Genomic DNA, 17267 nt, shown 5'->3' with positions numbered 1-17267 from the left:
GCCGATCGTTACGACTTCCCGCGTCGGACCTCTAAGCTCGCACGGGTGAGCGGTCCCACAGGCGAGCAGTTCGAGATCACCTACGGCCATGCCCGCGCGGTCGTCACCGAGATAGGCGCGAGCCTGCGGACCTACACGGTCAACGGTGTCGACCACGTCGAGAGCTACCCCGACGACACGCATCCGCCGATGGGCTCGGGGGCGGTCCTCGTGCCCTGGCCCAACCGGGTGCGGGGCGGCAGCTGGCCCTTCGAGGGCGGTGTCCAGCAGCTGGAGCTGACCGAGCCGGAGCGCGGCAACGCCATCCACGGCTTCGTGCGCAAGCTGCCGTGGCAGGTGATCAACCACACCGGCTCGCTGATCTCGCTCGGCATCGACGTGCAGGCGCAGCAGGGCTGGCCGGTGCCGCTGCGGGTGACGATCAGCTACGCCCTCGACGCGCACGGCCTGACCGTCACGCACGGCGTCACCAACGTGGGTGACCGGCCGGTGCCCTTCGGCGTCGGCATGCACCCGTACCCACGGGCGGGCCGCGCCGCGACCGACGACTGCACGCTGCAGCTGGCCGCGACCACAAGCCTGCCGCTGAGCGCCGAGACCATGACCCCGGACGGCCCGCCGGTGCCGCTGGCCGGCTCGATCCTGGATCTGAGCAAGCCGACGTCGCTGCGGGGCGTCAACCTGGACGACGCGTTCGGCGGCTGCGAGCCGGGCGCGGACGGCCTGATCCGGCACCGGCTGATCGGCCCGGACGGCGGCGGCGTGGAACTGTGGGCGGACCCGGACTTCCGCTGGGTGCAGGTGTACACGCCCAACGACTTCCTCGGCCGGGGCCGGGCTGTCGCCATCGAGCCGATGACCTGCCCGCCGGACGCCCTGAACTCGGGCGTGGACCTCATCACGATCGCGCCCGGTGAGGCCTGGTCGGCTCGTTGGGGCCTGCTTCCCAAGTAACCCTGGCCAACCCGCCTGAGACCGTTAGCATTGCGAACCATGAACGTGGCGATCACAGGCGGATACGTGGTGCCGGTCGACGGCGACCCCATCGACGGCGGGACAGTCCTGATCATGGACGGGCGGATCGCCGCCGTCGGCCCGGACGCCGACGTCGACGTGCCCGACGAGGTCGAGGTGGTCGACGCGGCCGGCTCGTGGGTGCTGCCCGGCTTCGTCGAGGCCCACGGGCACCTCGGCGTGTCCGAGGAGTCCGAGGGCTGGGCCGGCGAGGACACCAACGAGATGACCGACCCGATCGGGGCCCGGTTCCGCGCGCTGGACGGCATCAACCCGGGCGACCTGGCCTTCGCCGACGCGCTGTCCGGCGGCGTCACCACCGCGGTGATCAAGCCCGGCTCGGGCAACCCGATCGGCGGCCAGACGGTGGCCGTGAAGTGCTGGGGCGCCACCGTGGACGAGATGGTGCTGCGCGAGCCGGTCAGCGTGAAGAGCGCGCTGGGCGAGAACCCCAAGCGGGTCTACGGCGACAAGAAGGTCACCCCGAGCACCCGGCTCGGCGTGGCCGCGGTGATCCGCGAGGCGCTGACCAAGGCCCAGGACTACAAGGCCAAGCGGGACGCGGCGGCGGCCGAGGGCAAGCCCTTCGACCGGGACGCCAACAACGAGATCCTGGTCAAGGTGCTCGACCGCGAGCTGCCGTGGTGCCAGCACACGCACCGGGCCGACGACGTGGCCACCGCCATCCGGCTGTCCGAGGAGTTCGGCTACAAGCTGGTCATCAACCACGGCACCGAGGCCCACCTGATCGCGGACCTGGTGGCGGAGAAGAACATTCCGGTGATCATCGGCCCGCTGTTCACCAGCCGGTCCAAAGTGGAGCTGCGCAACCGTTCGCTGCGCAACCCCGGCATCCTGGCCCGGGCCGGCGTGGAGCTGGCGATCATGACCGACCACCCGGTGGTGCCCATCCACTTCCTGGTGCACCAGGCCACCCTGGCCGTGAAGGAGGGCCTGGACAGCGACACCGCGCTGCGGGCGATCACCAGCAACCCGGCCCGCATCCTCGGCCTCGACGACCGGGTCGGCTCGCTCAAGCCCGGCCTGGACGGCGACGTGGTGATCTGGTCCGGCGACCCGCTGGACGTGATGAGCCGGGCCCTGCAGGTGTTCATCCAGGGCCGCAAGGTCTACCGCTTCGACGAGGCGAGCGGCGAGGGCGTCACCGAGAACCCCTATTACCAGGATCGTTGACAGGTAAGCGGGTTCGCCTCGACCGGGCGAACCCGCTCCGTCCTCAACCCCGGGCCAGGTGCCGGCCGATCACCATGCGCTGGATCTGGTTGGTGCCCTCGAAGATCTGCAACACCTTGGCCTCGCGCATGTAGCGCTCGACCGGGAAGTCACGGGTGTAGCCGGCCCCGCCGAGCACCTGTACGGCGTCGGTGGTGACCTTCATGGCGGCGTCGGTGGCCACCAGCTTGGCGATCGAGGCCTGCCGGCTGAACGACAGCCCGCGGTCCCGCCGCCGCGCCGCCTCCAGGTAGGTGGCCCGGGCCGACTCCACCGCGGCGGCCATGTCCGCCAACAGGAACTCCATGCCCTGGAACTCGATGACAGGGCGGCCGAACTGCTTGCGCTCACGGGCGTAGCGCACGGCCTCGTCCAGCGCCCCCTGGGCCAGACCGACCGCGCAGGCGGCGATCCCGAGCCGCCCGGAGTCCAAAGCGGACAGTGCGAACTTCAGGCCGTTGCCCTCCTGGCCGACCCGGCGCTCGGCCGGCACCCGCACGTCGTCGAACCGCAGCTGCGCCACCGGGGACCCGGTCAGGCCCATGGTCCGCTCGCGTTCGGCGGCGGAAAGTCCTTCGCTGTGACCGTCCACGAGGAAGCAGGACACTTCGCCGGTGCGGGCCATCACCGTGTAGAAGTCGGCCACGCCGGCATGGGTGATCCACGCCTTGGTGCCGTTGAGCACGTACTCGTCGCCCTGGCGGACGGCCTTGGTGGTCATGCCGGCCGGGTCCGAGCCGGCCTGCGGCTCCGACAGCGCGTACGCGCCGAGCAGCTGGCCGCCGATCATGTCCGGCAGCCACCGCTCGCGCTGCTCGTCGGTGCCGAAGGTGGCCAGCGGGTAGCAGGACATCACGTGCACGGAGATCGCCTCGGCCACTGTGAGCCAGTTGGCGGCGATCTCCTCCAGGACCTGGAGGTACACCTCGTACGGCTGCCCGCCGCCGCCCAGCTCCTCCGGGTACGGCAGGCCGAGCAGCCCGGTCTTGCCGAGCAGCCGAACCGTCTCGCGCGGGAACCGGCCCGCCTCTTCCTCGGCGGCCGCGTGCGGCGCCAGTTCTTCCCGGCAGATGTCCCTGACCAGCGAGATCAGGTCCTCGGCCTCCGTGGTCGGCAGCAGGCGCTCGGCGGGCATGGCACGCTCCCAGATCGTGGGTTCGATACTGAGAACAGTACTCTGGGACGTACTGGAGTACTACTTCGGTGATTGTGGCACTCTCCACACATGACCCGGTCCGAAGTCACCGCGATGCCGCGCCGGCGCACGCTGACCGCTCGCCAGGCCGACCTGCTCAACCGCCTGGAGCAGCTGTTCCTGGCCGAGGGCTTCGGCGCCTTCACCCTGGACGACCTGGCCGCCCGGATGCGGTGCTCCAAGTCCACCCTGTACGCGCTGGCCCCCAGCAAGGAACAGCTGTCGGTGCAGGTGGTCGGCCACTTCTTCAAGAAGGCCACCGAACGGATCGAGGCCCGCATCGCCGAGGTCGCGGACGTGCGGGCCCGCATCGGCGACTACCTCTCCGCCGCCGCCGCCGAACTGCGCCCGGCCAGCCGCGAGTTCATCGCCGACATCGCCGCCTTCCCGCCGGCCCGGGCCGTCTACGAGCTCAACGCCCGCGCCGCCGCCACGCGGATCCGGACCCTCATCGCCGAGGGCGTCAAACAGGGCGCCTTCCGTGACGTGCACGCCGCCCTGGTCTCGGAGATGGTCGGCCTGACCATCGAGAACATCCACCTCGGCGTCATCGCCAAGCGCACCGGCCTGTCGGACGCCGAGGCCTTCGAGGCCCTGGCGGAATTCCTGCTCGGCGGCCTCTCACCGGCTGGGTGACCCTGATGCAGGGAAGGACGCCTTACCCGCGTTGAGCGCGGGTAAGGCGTCCTTCCCTGCATCGGCCGGGCCCGGTTAAAGTGGGCCGGCTCGCGGCCGTGACAACGTTGACAAAGGGGTACCCGTGATCGTCGTCGCTGGTGAGGCGCTGGTCGACCTGGTTCCGACGACGGGTGGCGCGCTGCTGCCGCAGCTCGGCGGCGGCCCGTACAACGTGGCGGTGGCGGCCGGGCGGCTGGACGCGCCGACGGCCTTCCTGTCCCGGGTCTCCACCGACGCCTTCGGCGACGCCCTGGTGGCCCGCCTCAAGGACGCGCAGGTGGACGTGAGCCTGATCCAGCGCGGCCCCGAGCCCACCACGCTGGCGGTCGTCGGCCTGGCCCCGGACGGCTCCGCCCGCTACGGCTTCTACGTCGAGGGCACCGCAGACCGCCTGGTCGTCGATCCCGGCCCGCTGCCCGCCGACGCCCAGGCGGTTTCCTTCGGCACCCTCTCCATGGTGCTGGAGCCGGGTGCCTCGGTCTACGAATCGTTGCTGCGCAGGGAATCTGCCCGCGGTCTGCTGACCGCGCTCGACCCCAACGTGCGCCCGGTGCTGATCCCGGACGCCGACGCCTACCGCACCCGGTTCCGCTCCTGGCTGCCGGATGTGGGCCTGCTCAAGGTGTCCATCGAGGACGCCCGGTGGCTGGCCGGGGACGCCGACGCCATGACGGAAATCCGGGCCTGGCAACAGATCGGGCCGGCCGCGGTGGTCATCACCCGCGGCGGCGACGGGCTGGCCGTGCTCATCCGTGACGGCCAGCTCGTCGAGGTGCCGCCGGTCCGCGTGTCGGTGGTGGACACCATCGGCGCGGGCGACACGGTGCAGGGCGCGCTACTGGCGTGGCTGCACCGTCACGGCGTGCTGTCGAAGGACGCGGTCTCCGCGCTGACCGCCCAGGAGTGGCGAGCGGCCCTGGCCTTTGCCGGAGCCGCCGCCGCGATCACCGTTTCCCGCGCCGGGGCCGAACCGCCCCGCAGCGCGGAAATGACTCACCAGCAGTGGTGATGCCACCACCACGTGCCCAGGGAAAGGCCCACACCCAAGCCGATCACGATCATCGGAAAACCTCCGCCTCGTGTGCAGAAATTGATTTCCGGAAATGCGGCCGCTGAGAACAAAATTAACCCGATGACACCGTGCTGTGGCCACACGAATGTGTCGACCTGTCGTCACCGGACGTGTCGGTAACCCCCATCCGCTGTGCCGGCTGTCACCTGGGCGGCCCAGCCGGCTGGGCCGGACGGCGGAAACCGGGGCGGGTGCGGCCGGTGGGCGGGACCGGGACCGGGAGTGTCGCACGCCACGGCCCGACGCCGATGTGTCCTTATCGTGACCCTGACGGGTCGGGACATCGTGTGATACCTGTCCCATCGCGTGCAACAGCACGCCCGCCGCGCTGTCCGCCGGGCTCGAACGCTACTAGCGTGCTACTCGACAGGACCCCAACGGGGCGGTGCTGCGGTGCGGTCACCCCGGTTCCGTGCGCTCGCTCGACACCTTCGCTGTGAGCCCAGCGGCGCCCCGTCTGAGCGTGAGAGGGATTTTGATGCCCGACGCGACGACTGCGCCGAATACCGACCTCCGTACCGTCGCGCTGCACTATGCGGGCGGAGAGCACGAGATGGGTGTGTCGCTCCCGACAGAGGGCGCACCCGGCATAGATCTCGGTAAACTCCTTGCGAAAACCGGGATGGTAACCCTCGATCCCGGTTTCGTGAACACCGCTTCATGCTCCTCCGAGATCACCTACATCGACGGTGACGCCGGCATTCTGCGTTACCGTGGTTATCCGATCGAGCAGTTGGCGCAGCGGTCCAACTTCATGGAAGTCAGCTACCTGCTCATCTACGGCGAGCTCCCGACGCAGGCCCAGGTCGAGGAGTTCAGCCGCCAGATCAGCCGTCACACCCTGCTGCACGAGGACCTCAAGCGGTTCTTCGACGGCTTCCCGCGTGACGCGCACCCCATGCCCGTGCTGTCCTCGGCGGTCTCCGCGCTGTCCACCTTCTACCAGGACAGCCTGAACCCGTTCGACGACAACCAGGTCGAGATCTCCACGATAAGGCTGCTGGCCAAGCTGCCGACGATCGCCGCGTACGCGTACAAGAAGTCGATCGGCCAGCCGTTCCTTTACCCGGACAACCAGCTGGGGCTGGTGGAGAACTTCCTCCGGATGACCTTCGGCCTGCCGGCCGAGGACTACGACGTGGACCCCGCCCTGGTCCGCGCGCTGGACCTGCTGTTCATCCTGCACGCCGACCACGAGCAGAACTGCTCCACCTCGACCGTGCGGCTGGTCGGCTCGTCCGAGGCCAACCTGTTCGCCAGCATCTCCGCCGGCATCAACGCCCTGTTCGGCCCGCTGCACGGCGGCGCCAACAGCGCCGTGCTGGAGATGCTGGAGAAGATCCGGCAGGACGGCGGCGACGTCGCCTCGTTCGTCAACAAGGTCAAGAACAAGGAGGACGGCGTCCGCCTGATGGGCTTCGGCCACCGGGTCTACAAGAACTACGACCCGCGCGCCGCGATCATCAAGAAGACCGCCGACGAGATCCTCGGCAAGCTGGGCGGCGACGACCAGCTGCTGGAGATCGCCAAGAAGCTCGAGGAGACCGCGCTGGCGGACCCCTACTTCATCGAGCGCAAGCTGTACCCGAACGTGGACTTCTACACCGGCCTGATCTACCGCGCGATGGGCTTCCCCACGAAGTTCTTCACGGTGCTGTTCGCGCTGGGCCGCCTGCCGGGCTGGATCGCCCACTGGCGCGAGATGATGAAGGACCCGGCCACCAAGATCGGCCGCCCGCGCCAGCTGTACGTCGGCCCGGCCGAGCGGAACTTCGTGGCCATCGACGAGCGCTGAGCTTCGTAGGCTGAATCGATCGCTGAACCGGTCCACACCGGTCCGCGAACATGCAGGGAAGGACGCCTTACCCGCGTTGAACGAGGGTAAGGCGTCCTTCCCTGCATTCAGGGGCTGTCGGTGTGGTGGGGGAGGGAGAGGGCCAGCAGGGTGATGACCAGGCCGGCCCAGTGGGCCTGCTGGGCGGCGGTGGGCGTGGTCAGCACGCCGAGGGCCAGGATCAGGGCGAACAGGGCGATCATCAGCAGCCGGGGGCGGCTGATCAGGGACACGCCGACGTGGCGGGCGGCGGACAGACTGCACAGCACGGCGACCATGGCCTCGACCACGGGCAGGAACGGGTCCAGGGCCAGCGACGGCCAGCGCAGCGGCGGGGTGTCGCCGAGCCGGGCGAGGGCGGTCAGCGCGGCGCCGGGGTCGAGCAGGAACGCCCCGCCCGGCGTGATCGTCACGAAGTAGGCGAAGAAGGCGCTGACCACGCCGCCGAACAGGCCGAACAGCAGGCCGGCGGTGGAGTGCGTGTACACCGTGCGGCGGTCGGAGACGGTGACGCCCATGACCCTCCCCGTTGTGCGGCCGGAAGGGGATCACCGTAGCGTCGGAGGGCATGACCCCGCCCGCGATCATGTGGTTCCGACGCGATCTTCGGCTGTGTGATCACCCGGCCGTGTTGGCCGCGGCCGACGCCGGCGAGGTGCTGCCGCTGTTCGTGCTGGACGACCGGCTGCTCAAGCCGGCGGGCGAGCCGCGGCGGCGCTTCCTCTTCGACTGCCTGCGGGCGCTGGACCACGACCTCGGCGGCCGCCTGCACATCGCGCACGGCGACCCGGAGCGGGTGTTGCCGGAGCTGGCCGCGAAGATCAAGGCCGGTAGCGTGCACGTCACCGCCGACACCGCCCCGTACGGCCGGGAGCGCGATGACCGGGTGCAGAAGGCGTTGGGGGACATCGACTTCGTGCGTACGGGATCGCCGTACGCGGTGACGCCGGGCCGGGTGCGCAAGCAGGACGGCGACCCGTACCGGGTGTTCACGCCGTTCCGCCGGGCCTGGCTCGACCATGGCTGGCGCAAGCCGGCGAAGTCCGGTGTGGACAGTGCCTCCTGGATGACTCTCAAGGGCAGCAAGAAGGTCCCGGCCGCGAAGTCGGAGCTGCCGGCCGGTGAGGCCGCCGCCCTTGAGGCGTGGGAGGACTTCCGGGACGGCGCTCTGGCCGACTACGACACGGGGCGGGACCGCCCGGACCGGGAGGGCACCAGCCGGCTGTCGACGTATCTGCGCTGGGGCTGCGTGCATCCGCGCACGTTGCTGGCCGATCTCAAGCCGGGCAACGAGACCTTCCGCTCCGAGCTGGCCTGGCGGGAGTTCTACGCGGATGTGCTGTGGCACCAGCCGAAGACCGCCCGCGAGAACTACGACCGCAAGTTCGACAAGTTCGAGCACGACACCGGAAAGGCCGCGCAGCAGCGGTTCGAGGCCTGGTGCGAGGGCCGCACCGGCTATCCGGTCGTCGATGCCGGCATGCGGCAGCTGGCGGCCGAGAACTGGATGCACAACCGGGTGCGGATGATCGTCGCCAGCTTCCTGGTGAAGGACCTGCACGTGCCGTGGTGGTGGGGCGCAAGGCATTTCATGCGCCAGCTGATCGACGGGGACCTGGCCTCCAATCAGCACAACTGGCAGTGGGTGGCCGGCTGCGGCACCGACGCCGCCCCGTACTTCCGGATCTTCAACCCGATCACCCAGGGCGAGAAGTTCGACCCCAACGGCGACTACGTGCGCAAGTACGTGCCGGAACTGCGTGGCGTGCCGGGGAAAACCGTGCACAAGCTGGACAAGCTGCCCGAGGAGTACCCGGCGCCCATCGTGGACCACGCCCACGAGCGCCGGGTCTCCCTCGACCGGTACGAGGCGATCAGGACGACCTGAGCGCGTCCAGCAGCCGGACCCGGCCGCCGGTCTGGAGCACGGCGTTGCGGTAGATCCGCCCGGCCAGCCAGGTGACGACCGCGATCGAGGCGATCATCAGGGCCACCGCCAGCGCGATCTGCCACGGCGGCGCGACGCCGAGCGCGATCCGGGCCGGCAGCAGGGTCGGCGTGAACAGCGGGACCATCGACAGCACGGTGCTGATCGTGTTGGTGGGGTTGGGAATCAGCAGGTTCACGCCGACCACGAAGCCGATCGTCGGCAGCAGCGTCACCGGCGTGACCGCCGACTGGAGCTCCTCCTGGCGCGACACCAGCGAGCCGGCGGCGCCCAGCAGGGCGGCGTAGAGGAAGAAGCCCAGGACGTACCAGCCCAGCGCCGCGAGCACCGTGCCGACCGTCACCGTGGGCAGGTCGACCACGCCGCTGGTCCGGGCCAGCACCAGCCCGACCCCGGCGATGACCAGCACCTGTATCAGCCCCACAGCGCCGATGCCGAGGATCTTGCCGGCCAGCAGCTGCCAGGGGCGGATGGTGGCCAGCAGGATCTCCACCACCCGGCTGGACTTCTCCTCCACCACGCCCTGGGCGACGGCCGTGCCGAAGGTGATGATGGAGATCACCAGCACGATGCCGGTGATCAGCGACACCGCGATCCGCGGGCCCTGGTCGGGATCCGGCGGCTCCAGCTGGTCCAGCGTCACCTTGGCGTTGAGCACCGGGTTCAGCACGCTCGCCGGCTGCTGGATCTGGGCCAGCAGGGCCTGTAGGGCCTGGGCCCGCACCTGCTGCTCCAGCGCGTTCTGCAGCACCGGGTCCACAGTGGACTTGAACACCGCGGTCGGCGCGCCCAGCGGGCCCTTGACCAGCAGGTCCAGCTTGCCGTCCCGGACCTGCTGCACGCCGTCGGCCTCGTTGTCCACGGTGCTGATCTGCACCGTCTTGCCGAGGTGTTCGGCGGCGGCGGTCAGCGGCTGGGCCATGGCGGTGGCCTGCCCTGTGAGCCCGACCTTGGCCGTCGTTCCCTTGCCGATGACGGTGAACAGCACGACGTACACGGCCATCACGGCCAGGATCAACAGCGTGCTGATGACGAACGACTTGCTGCGTACGCGGGTGGTGAACTCGCGGCCCGCGACCAGGCCGATCACGCGCGATGTGGTCACGATGCCCCCTGTTCGGACACGACGTTGCGGAACAGCTCGGCCAGACTTGGCCGCAACCGGCTGAACTCCTTGACGGGTCCGGCTTTCAGGGCCGCGGCCAGCACCTCCTGGTCGTCGGCGCCCTCGCTGAGTTCGACCGTGGTGCGGCCGCCCTCGGTGGCGACCACGCGCACGCCGGGCAGCCCGGTCGCCCAGTCGGCGTCGGCCCCGTCGACCACCAGCCGCACCGGGCCGCTCTCGCGCAGCTCGGTCACGCCGCCGCTGGCCACCATCTGTCCACTTCGGACGATGCCGACCCGGTCGCAGAGCCGCTCGACCAGATCGAGCTGGTGGCTGGAGAACAGCACCGGCACACCGCGGTTCGCCTGCTCCCGCAGCACTTCGCTCATCAGGTCCACGGCCACCGGGTCCAGCCCGGAGAACGGCTCGTCCAGCACCAGCACCGCCGGCTCGTGCACCAGCGCGGCGATCAGCTGCACCCGCTGCTGGTTGCCGAGGCTGAGCTTCTGCACCTCGTCATCGCGGCGGGCGTCGAGGCCCAGCCGGTCGATCCAGCCGTCGGTGGCCCGCCGGGCGTCGGCGGCCGACATCCCGTGCAGCTGGGCCAGGTAGACGAGTTGTTCACGTGCCTTCATCTTCGGGTACAGGCCGCGTTCTTCCGGCATATAGCCGATTCGCCTGCGGGTGGCCAGATCCACCGGCCTGCCGTCCCAGCGGACCTCGCCGCCGTCGGCCGCCAGCACACCCAGCGCGATGCGCATGGTGGTGGTCTTGCCGGCGCCGTTGCTGCCCACGAAGCCGAACAGCTCGCCCGCGCGGACGTCGAAGGTCATCTCGTGCAGCGCGCGCACGGTCCCGTAGCGCTTGGAGATCCGGTCGATCTCCAGCACGCCCTCAGCCACGGCTGTCTCCTTCGGCGATCGGGTCGGGCTCGTCATCCGGCAGTTGCCAGGCCAGCAGCGCGCTCGGGGTGTTGGCGGCGAGCATGCCCAGGCTCATCAGGACCACGAACGGAGCAAGCGGCAGGCTGCCGATCGGCGTCGCCGCGAACGCGACGGCGGCCGCGATCATGCTCCACGTGGCAACGAGAAAGCCAACGTAGCTGGACCGGCCGCGCAGCGCGAGTTCACGTTCGTCCAGCAGCCGTGCCGACCGCTCGCCCATGTTGTTCGTGAGCACCTTGTTCAGCAACTGCAACATGATCGTGATCAGCAACAGGACCATCCAGACCAGCAGGACGGTCGAGTCGGGCGACCCGGCGACGGTGCCGAGGCCGATGGTGGTCAGCGCGGCGATGAGCCAGGCCACGGCCACCCGGCGGCGGGTGCGACGGTTGCGCCAGCCCGGCAGCCAGTCCGCGTACGCCGCCGCCTGGCGTTCCTGTTGCTCGTGAAAGCGATCCTTGAACGTGGTCATGACTCCCCCTTGCCGTACAGCTGGGTGGACAGCGGTTGGAACGGGGTGCGGCTGAACACCGCCTCGACCGGCAGCGCGAACACCTCGCACAGCCGGAAGGCCAGATCGAGGCTCGGGTAGTGGTCGCCGCGCTCCAGCGCGCCGATCGTCTGCGGGTTCACCTCGACCAGCTCCGCCAGCTGGGCCCTGGTCAGCCCCCGTTCCGCGCGCAGCACCTGCAGCCGATTGTGGATCGGCAGCTCTTTACCGCGCCTTACTGGGCTCACGGAACGAAGTGTTGCAAAAACCCAACGACTCGTCAACGAGATCGGCGGAGGGGTCACGCCCTGTCCGGCGCGGCGACCCGCCGCGCGGCCTGTGAGCGGTCGGCCGGGACCAGGCCGATGCGGGTGCGGCGGTCCAGGACGTCGTCGGCGTCCAGGGCGCCCTCGTGGTCGTAGGCCCAGGCGATCTCGGCCTCGGTGATCTCGCCGAACACCGGTTCCGGCCGGTTCAGGGCCACCACAAGCGGGGCCTCGGAGCCGTACTTCGCGACCAGCCGGGGCGGGGCGTCGACGGCCGAGCGGGTGGCGCCGACGAGCGGGATGTCCTTGGTACGGCAGGGGTTTGACGCCAGGCCGGTGGCGTCGACGGCGTCGGCGGCCATGCGGCGGTAGGTGGTGAGCTTGCCGCCGACGACGGTGATCACGCCGTCGGGAGAGGTCAGCACGGCGTGCTTGCGGGACAGGTCGGCGCTGCGGGATCCCTCCTGCTCGATCAGCGGCCGCAACCCGGCGTACGAGCCGATGACGTCGCTGATGGTCAGGGGGTGTTGCAGGACAGAGGAAGCGACCCGCAGCAGGAAGTCCACATCGGACTGCGGAACCGTGGGGACGTCCGGGAGCGGGCCGTCCACGGGCTCGTCGGTGAGTCCGACGTAGACGCGGCCGTCGGCCTGGGGCAGCACGAGCACGAAACGGTTGGTCTCGCCCGGGATGGGGACGGTCAGCGAGGTGGATCCGATCCGCACGGCGTCGGCGCTCAGCACGAGGTGCGAGCCGTGGGACGGCCGCAGCCGCACCGACGGCACGAGTTGCCCGGCCCACACCCCGGTCGCGTTGATCACCTTGCGGGCCTTGACGTCGAACTCGACACCGGTCAGTGTGTCCCTGACCCGAGCGCCGTCACCGGCCAGCTCGGTGACGCGAGCGCGAGTGAGGATGCGAGCGCCGAGGCCGGCGGCGGTGCGGGCCAGGGCGACGACCAGCCGGGCGTCGTCGATCAGCTGTCCGTCAAAGGAAAGCAGGCCACCGGTGAGACCGTCGGCGCGTAAACCGGGGGCCAGGGCCAGGGTTTCCGCCGCGGAGATCCGTCGCGGCGGCGGGAGGACGGACTTGGGCGTGCCGGCGGCGCGGCGTAGCACGTCGCCGGCCCGTAGCCCGGCCATTACGAGCGAGCCGCGCTGTTTGTCATGCAGGGCAACGAGTTGCGGCAGCGCCCGGACCAGGTGTGGGGCGGTGCGGGTCATCAGGATGCCCCGCTCGACCGCGCTCTCGTAGGCCAGCCCGACCTCGCCGTGCGCGAGATAACGGAGGCCGCCGTGTACCAGCTTGCTTGACCACCGCGACGTCCCGAAGGCCAGATCGTGCGCCTCGACCAGGCACACCGACAGCCCGCGTGAGGCGGCATCCAGGGCAGTGCCGGCCCCGGTCACGCCGCCGCCGACCACGAGCACATCGACGGCCAAGCCGCCGGCCACCTCGGCCAGCTCACGAAGGCGGCGCTCCGCGTTCATCGATGTCTTCACGGCCGCAGCGCTCCTTCCACCATCAGCGCCAGCTCGTCGAAGACGGTGTCCGGCTCCAGATCGGCGATCGCCGGCCGGACCGACAGCACGAACGACTGCACCATCAGCAGCAGGGTGCGGGCCTGCACGTCCAGGTCGCCGGGGCGGACGGAGCCGTCCGTGTGCCCGGCGGCCAGCTCCACGCGCAGGAACTGCTCGGCGATCAGCTGCGTCGCCCCGAGCCGCTCCACGACGTACGGCAGCAGCAGTTCGGCGTCCCGGTCGAGGACGGCGGCCATCAGCGGGTTGGCCAACAGCCGGCGGACGGTGCCGACGGCGCCGCTGACCAGCCGCTGGCGGGCGGTGGCGCCGGGCCCGACCTCGCCCAGCAGCGCGCCGAACTCCCTGGTCATCAGGGCCGCGACCAGGCTGCGCACGTCGGGGAAACGCCGGTAGAGGGTCATGCGGCTGACCCCGGCCTCGCGGGCGACGTCGGTCAGGGTGGTGCGCCGCACACCGACCAGCAGGACGCACTTGTGCGCGGCGTCCAGCAGGACGTCGTCCCCGACTCGGGTGCTGTGACGTTGTGACGGCATGTGTAACACTGTAGCAATGGAACCGGGCATCGATCACACCCTGCGCGGCGGCTGGACGCTTGGCGAGCACGCGCTGCCACCGCACGCGCTGCGCTGGCTGCGGACCAGGATCGGCTTGGCCGAGCATCCGACGCCGATCGCGCCGGACTCGGTGCTGACCGTGCCGGAACCGGAGCTGTCGATCGTCGGCCGCGCGGCGCTGGAGTCGGTGGTCGGGGCCGAGAACGTGCTGCTGGACCGGAACTCCCGGCTCGGCCGGTCCGGCGGTATGTCCTATGTGGACCTGTTGCGGCATCGCGGCTGCGGCGAGCTGGCCGTGCCCGACGCCGTGGTGCTGCCCGGCGAACCGGACGAGGTGGTTGCCGTGTTGAAGGCGTGCGCCGAGCACGACATCGGCGTGATTCCCTTCGGTGGCGGCACTTCCGTGGTCGGCGGCGTGACCGCGCTGCGCGGCGGCAAGCACGCGGTGATCGTGCTGGACCTGACCCGGCTCAACCGGCTCGTGTCGATCGACCCGCTGTCCCGGCTGGTCGTGCTGCAGGCCGGCGTCCGGGCCACCGACGCCGAGCGGATGCTGGCCGCGCACGGCTTCACCCTCGGCCACTTCCCGCAGTCCTTCGAACGGGCCACCATCGGCGGTTTCGCCGCCACCCGCTCCGCCGGACAGGCCTCGGCCGGCTACGGGCGTTTCGAGGACATGGTCGACGGCGTCCGCCTGGCGACCCCCGTCGGCGAGCTCGACCTCGGCGTCGCCCCGGCCACTGCGGCCGGCCCGGACCTCAAGCAGCTCGTGATCGGCAGCGAGGGCGCCTTCGGCGTGATCACCGAGGTGACCCTGCGGGTGCGGCCCGTCGCCACGCACACCCGGTACGAGGGCTACTTCCTGGACGGCTGGGACAAGGCCACCGACGCCATCCGGGACCTGGCCCAGCACCGCGTGCTGGCCGACGTGACCCGGCTGTCGGACGCCGAGGAGACCGAGGTGCAGCTCTCGCTCACCGGTGGCGTGAAGGCCGGCGCCGTGCGGGCGTACCTGCGGGCGCGGCGCATCAACGACCCGTGCCTGCTGATCCTGGGCTGGGAGGCCGGATCCGGCGGCGAGCTGGCCGTCCGTCGCGCCGGGACACTGCGCGCCCTGCGCCCGCACCGGTACGTGCGCCTGGGCAAGCCCATCGGCGAGACGTGGCGGCACGGGCGGTTCGCCGGGCCACGGCAACGGGATTCTCTACTCAACGTGGGTGTTCTCGTGGAGACGCTGGAGACCGCCACGCACTGGTCGCAGCTGAGCACCCTTCGGTCGGCCGTGCGAGGGGCCTTGCAACGATCGCTGGGCCGGGCGATCGTCATGTGCCACGTGTCCCACGCGTACGAGACGGGCGCATCGCTGTACTTCACCGTGCTGGCCGCGCGGGCCGACGAGGACCCGATCGGCCAGTGGCAGCGGGCGAAACGGGCGGCCTCCGAGGCGATCGCGCCGCTGGGCACCATCACCCACCACCACGCCGTCGGCACCGACCACGCGCCGTACCTGGCGGGCGAGGTGGGCTCGCTCGGCATCGACGTGATGACCTCGGTGAAGCGTGCACTCGACCCGACCGGCGTGCTCAACCCCGGAAAGCTGTTGCCGGCGGCCGATCGGGGTTAACCTCCCGTGATGAGCGGTGAGCTGCTGATCACCTCCGTGCGGCCGTGGCCGAGCGCGGCGGAGCTGCCCGCGGTCGATGTGCTCTGCGTGGCCGGCCGGATCGACCAGATCGGCGTCGGCCTTTCCGCGCCGCCCGGCACTCCCGTCGTCGACGGCGGTGGCGGTGTGCTGCTGCCGTCGTTCGTCGACGCCCATGCCCGGCTGGACGCGTTGCGTCCCGGCACCACCATGGCCCGCGCCCACATTCCGTTGGGGGCCATGGACGAGGCCCTCGCGCAGCGGGAGCGACTGCTTGGTCGGGTCGAGGTGCAGCTGGTCGCGGTGTCGCTCACCGGGGCCATCACCGGCATGGACGCCCTGGACGCCGCGCTGGAGGCCGGGGCCGATCTGGTCGGCGGCATCGATCCGGCGCGGGTCGACCGGGATCCCGTGCGGCACCTCGATGTCGTGTTCGGGCTGGCCGACAAGCACCAGTGCGGCATCGACATCCAGCTCGACGATCCCGGTGAGCTCGGCGCCTTCGAGATCGAGCTGATCTGCGCCCGCACCTCGGCGTTGGACCTTCGCGGCCGGGTCGCCATCACCCACGCCACGGCTCTGTCCACTGTGGACCCGGATCGTCAGGACGAGCTCATCGACCGGCTGGCCGAGTCCGATGTGGCCGTCATCGCCACCAAACCCCTGCCGCTGCGCAAGCTCCGCTGGGGCGGCGTGCGGGTCGGCATCGGCGGCTGCGACCTCTGGGATCTGGCCGAGGCCGAGGGCTACACCGCCGCCCCCATGATCGAGATGTGCGCCGACACCGCCACCCGTGGCGGCGCCGCCGTGCTCGGCGAGCGCGACCACGGGCTGGTCGAGGGCGATCGTGCCGAGTTCGTCGTGCTGCCGGGCGCCACCGTCGCCGAGGTCATCCGCGACCGCCGCGAGCCGACAGTCGTGGTGCACCAGGGAAAGGTGGTCCAGCCACTGTCAGGAAGGGGCCCTTCCTGACGTTCAACGCCAGGATTGTTCCCTTGATCTTGTTACTTCTCCTCCACGGCCTTGGCGTCGAGTTCGATGACCTGCTCGATGATCTTCGTGACGGCGGCCAGGCCCTCGGGGGAGAGTTCGAGGGCGCGCAGGGCGAGGTGGCGGACGCCGAGATTCTCGGCCACGCGGGCCAGCTCGGTCTCGGCGTCGGGGCGCGTCTCGCCGGTGACGAAGTAGTCGACGGACACGCGGAAGAAGCGGGCCAGCGCGGCCAGGAGTTCGGTGGAGGGGCGGCGCTTGGCCCCGGTGCGCAGCGCGGACAGGTAGGCGCCGCTGACCCGGACGGTGGGCACGGCCGTCTTCACGGCGTTGGCGACCTCTTCGTTGGTCCAGCGCCGACCGGTCCGACCCCCGGGACGGACGTCCTCGAACAGCCGGTTCAGCCGGTCGGCCAGTAGCGACTGCTCGCTGTCGGGCATCCGGGGCACCTCAACCAGTGGTTGACAACGATGGTTCGGGCCAGTTTAGACTGGCGTCGTCCGTCAACCAGAGGTGAAGCCTACGCCTAGGCTTGGATATGCATTCGCAGATATAGAGAGGGTAGGGCAGGGCTACATACCCGCGCGCACTCTAGCGTGCAGCTGACGCGGTGCTCAACGCGGGCGGAGTTATAGTGGACAAAAAGTCTGTGATTAAGCCTGGTCTTACTCTACCGGACACTGTTCTGGGGTAGAACTTGGTCCGAAGGCCCACAAGATGGATTAACTATAAAACAGGAACTCTGTAACTGGTGCATC

Annotated in this window: 17 protein-coding genes; 8 read left to right on the top strand and 9 right to left on the bottom strand. The window is 70.2% G+C overall.

The window, feature by feature from the left end:
- Positions 1-45 precede the first annotated feature (45 nt).
- On the top strand, positions 46-954 hold the full coding sequence (locus KUTG_RS23325) for an aldose 1-epimerase family protein (protein WP_043719539.1): 909 nt from the start codon (positions 46-48) through the stop codon (positions 952-954).
- A 39-nt stretch (positions 955-993) separates the two neighbouring features.
- The gene (locus KUTG_RS23320; protein WP_043719537.1) at positions 994-2208 is read left to right on the top strand and encodes an amidohydrolase; all 1215 of its coding nucleotides are present in this window, start codon (positions 994-996) and stop codon (positions 2206-2208) included.
- 43 nt (positions 2209-2251) lie between these two features.
- Here KUTG_RS23320 and KUTG_RS23315 read toward each other — a convergent pair whose 3' ends face one another.
- Complete coding sequence (locus tag KUTG_RS23315) at positions 2252-3382, bottom strand: acyl-CoA dehydrogenase family protein (RefSeq protein WP_043719535.1); 1131 nt, start codon at positions 3380-3382, stop codon at positions 2252-2254.
- A gap of 90 nt (positions 3383-3472) precedes the next feature.
- On the opposite strand from KUTG_RS23315, the gene KUTG_RS23310 reads away from it, so the two are divergent.
- From KUTG_RS23310 to KUTG_RS23300, 3 genes are all read left to right on the top strand, one after another.
- Complete coding sequence (locus KUTG_RS23310) at positions 3473-4078, top strand: TetR/AcrR family transcriptional regulator (RefSeq protein ID WP_043719532.1); 606 nt, start codon at positions 3473-3475, stop codon at positions 4076-4078.
- Between the two features lie 124 nt (positions 4079-4202).
- On the top strand, positions 4203-5129 hold the full coding sequence (locus tag KUTG_RS23305) for a carbohydrate kinase family protein (protein ID WP_043719531.1): 927 nt from the start codon (positions 4203-4205) through the stop codon (positions 5127-5129).
- A gap of 541 nt (positions 5130-5670) precedes the next feature.
- Positions 5671-6987 (top strand): citrate synthase, encoded by a 1317-nt coding sequence (locus KUTG_RS23300; RefSeq protein WP_052395295.1) that lies wholly within the window; start codon positions 5671-5673, stop codon positions 6985-6987.
- Positions 6988-7094: 107 nt separating this feature from the next.
- Here the strand turns inward: KUTG_RS23300 and KUTG_RS23295 are convergent, their stop codons facing one another.
- Entirely contained in the window at positions 7095-7544 is a 450-nt protein-coding gene (locus KUTG_RS23295) for a hypothetical protein (RefSeq protein WP_043719529.1), read from the bottom strand.
- A gap of 50 nt (positions 7545-7594) precedes the next feature.
- Here KUTG_RS23295 and KUTG_RS23290 point away from each other — a divergent pair, with 50 nt between their 5' ends.
- A complete protein-coding gene (locus KUTG_RS23290) occupies positions 7595-8914 on the top strand; it encodes a cryptochrome/photolyase family protein (protein ID WP_043719528.1) in 1320 nt (439 codons plus the stop codon).
- Here the strand turns inward: KUTG_RS23290 and KUTG_RS23285 are convergent.
- The 6 genes from KUTG_RS23285 to KUTG_RS23260 are packed head-to-tail and all read right to left on the bottom strand — an operon-like array spanning position 8901 to position 13856.
- Positions 8901-10079, bottom strand: a complete 1179-nt coding sequence (locus KUTG_RS23285; RefSeq protein ID WP_043719526.1) for an ABC transporter permease — start codon at positions 10077-10079, stop codon at positions 8901-8903. The genes KUTG_RS23290 and KUTG_RS23285 overlap by 14 nt on opposite strands.
- Positions 10076-11017, bottom strand: coding sequence for an ABC transporter ATP-binding protein (locus KUTG_RS23280; RefSeq protein ID WP_198047284.1), 942 nt, complete (start codon positions 11015-11017; stop codon positions 10076-10078). The genes KUTG_RS23285 and KUTG_RS23280 overlap by 4 nt, the downstream gene beginning before the upstream one ends.
- Positions 10974-11495, bottom strand: a complete 522-nt coding sequence (locus KUTG_RS23275) for a hypothetical protein (protein WP_043719523.1) — start codon at positions 11493-11495, stop codon at positions 10974-10976. Before KUTG_RS23275 ends, KUTG_RS23280 begins: the two co-directional genes overlap by 44 nt.
- On the bottom strand, positions 11492-11761 hold the full coding sequence (locus tag KUTG_RS23270; protein ID WP_043719521.1) for a helix-turn-helix transcriptional regulator: 270 nt from the start codon (positions 11759-11761) through the stop codon (positions 11492-11494). The genes KUTG_RS23275 and KUTG_RS23270 overlap by 4 nt, the downstream gene beginning before the upstream one ends.
- A 53-nt stretch (positions 11762-11814) precedes the next feature.
- Entirely contained in the window at positions 11815-13269 is a 1455-nt protein-coding gene (locus KUTG_RS23265) for a glycerol-3-phosphate dehydrogenase/oxidase (RefSeq protein ID WP_043730368.1), read from the bottom strand.
- 8 nt (positions 13270-13277) lie between these two features.
- On the bottom strand, positions 13278-13856 hold the full coding sequence (locus KUTG_RS23260) for a TetR/AcrR family transcriptional regulator (RefSeq protein WP_084579706.1): 579 nt from the start codon (positions 13854-13856) through the stop codon (positions 13278-13280).
- A 16-nt stretch (positions 13857-13872) separates the two neighbouring features.
- On the opposite strand from KUTG_RS23260, the gene KUTG_RS23255 reads away from it, so the two are divergent.
- Together KUTG_RS23255 and KUTG_RS23250 are read left to right on the top strand one after the other, a co-directional pair.
- Positions 13873-15501: an FAD-binding oxidoreductase gene (locus KUTG_RS23255; RefSeq protein ID WP_043719516.1), complete on the top strand. Its 1629-nt coding sequence runs from the start codon at positions 13873-13875 to the stop codon at positions 15499-15501.
- 9 nt (positions 15502-15510) lie between these two features.
- Positions 15511-16491 carry an amidohydrolase family protein gene (locus tag KUTG_RS23250; protein ID WP_043719514.1) on the top strand — a complete coding sequence of 327 codons (981 nt, stop codon included), beginning with the start codon at positions 15511-15513 and terminating at the stop codon, positions 16489-16491.
- Positions 16492-16523: 32 nt separating this feature from the next.
- On the opposite strand, the gene KUTG_RS23245 is transcribed toward KUTG_RS23250, so the two are convergent.
- Positions 16524-16949, bottom strand: coding sequence for a helix-turn-helix domain-containing protein (locus KUTG_RS23245; RefSeq protein WP_043719511.1), 426 nt, complete (start codon positions 16947-16949; stop codon positions 16524-16526).
- Positions 16950-17267: the final 318 nt, after the last annotated feature.

The sequence above is a fragment of the Kutzneria sp. 744 genome, assembly GCF_000568255.1.
Classification (GTDB): Bacteria; Actinomycetota; Actinomycetes; order Mycobacteriales; family Pseudonocardiaceae; genus Kutzneria.
This window is presented reverse-complemented; position numbering and strand designations above follow the sequence as displayed.

Bases quoted from the DNA above. Each gene is read 5' to 3' on its own strand.
- KUTG_RS23320 (WP_043719537.1), top strand. From the start codon at position 994: ATGAACGTGGCGATCACAGGCGGATACGTGGTGCCGGTCGACGGCGAC.
- KUTG_RS23315 (WP_043719535.1), bottom strand. From the start codon at position 3,382: ATGCCCGCCGAGCGCCTGCTGCCGACCACGGAGGCCGAGGACCTGATC.
- KUTG_RS23310 (WP_043719532.1), top strand. From the start codon at position 3,473: ATGACCCGGTCCGAAGTCACCGCGATGCCGCGCCGGCGCACGCTGACC.
- KUTG_RS23300 (WP_052395295.1), top strand. From the start codon at position 5,671: ATGCCCGACGCGACGACTGCGCCGAATACCGACCTCCGTACCGTCGCG.
- KUTG_RS23295 (WP_043719529.1), bottom strand. From the start codon at position 7,544: ATGGGCGTCACCGTCTCCGACCGCCGCACGGTGTACACGCACTCCACC.
- KUTG_RS23290 (WP_043719528.1), top strand. From the start codon at position 7,595: ATGACCCCGCCCGCGATCATGTGGTTCCGACGCGATCTTCGGCTGTGT.
- KUTG_RS23280 (WP_198047284.1), bottom strand. From the start codon at position 11,017: ATGACGAGCCCGACCCGATCGCCGAAGGAGACAGCCGTGGCTGAGGGC.
- KUTG_RS23275 (WP_043719523.1), bottom strand. From the start codon at position 11,495: ATGACCACGTTCAAGGATCGCTTTCACGAGCAACAGGAACGCCAGGCG.
- KUTG_RS23265 (WP_043730368.1), bottom strand. From the start codon at position 13,269: ATGAACGCGGAGCGCCGCCTTCGTGAGCTGGCCGAGGTGGCCGGCGGC.
- KUTG_RS23260 (WP_084579706.1), bottom strand. From the start codon at position 13,856: ATGCCGTCACAACGTCACAGCACCCGAGTCGGGGACGACGTCCTGCTG.
- KUTG_RS23255 (WP_043719516.1), top strand. From the start codon at position 13,873: ATGGAACCGGGCATCGATCACACCCTGCGCGGCGGCTGGACGCTTGGC.
- KUTG_RS23250 (WP_043719514.1), top strand. From the start codon at position 15,511: ATGAGCGGTGAGCTGCTGATCACCTCCGTGCGGCCGTGGCCGAGCGCG.
- KUTG_RS23245 (WP_043719511.1), bottom strand. From the start codon at position 16,949: ATGCCCGACAGCGAGCAGTCGCTACTGGCCGACCGGCTGAACCGGCTG.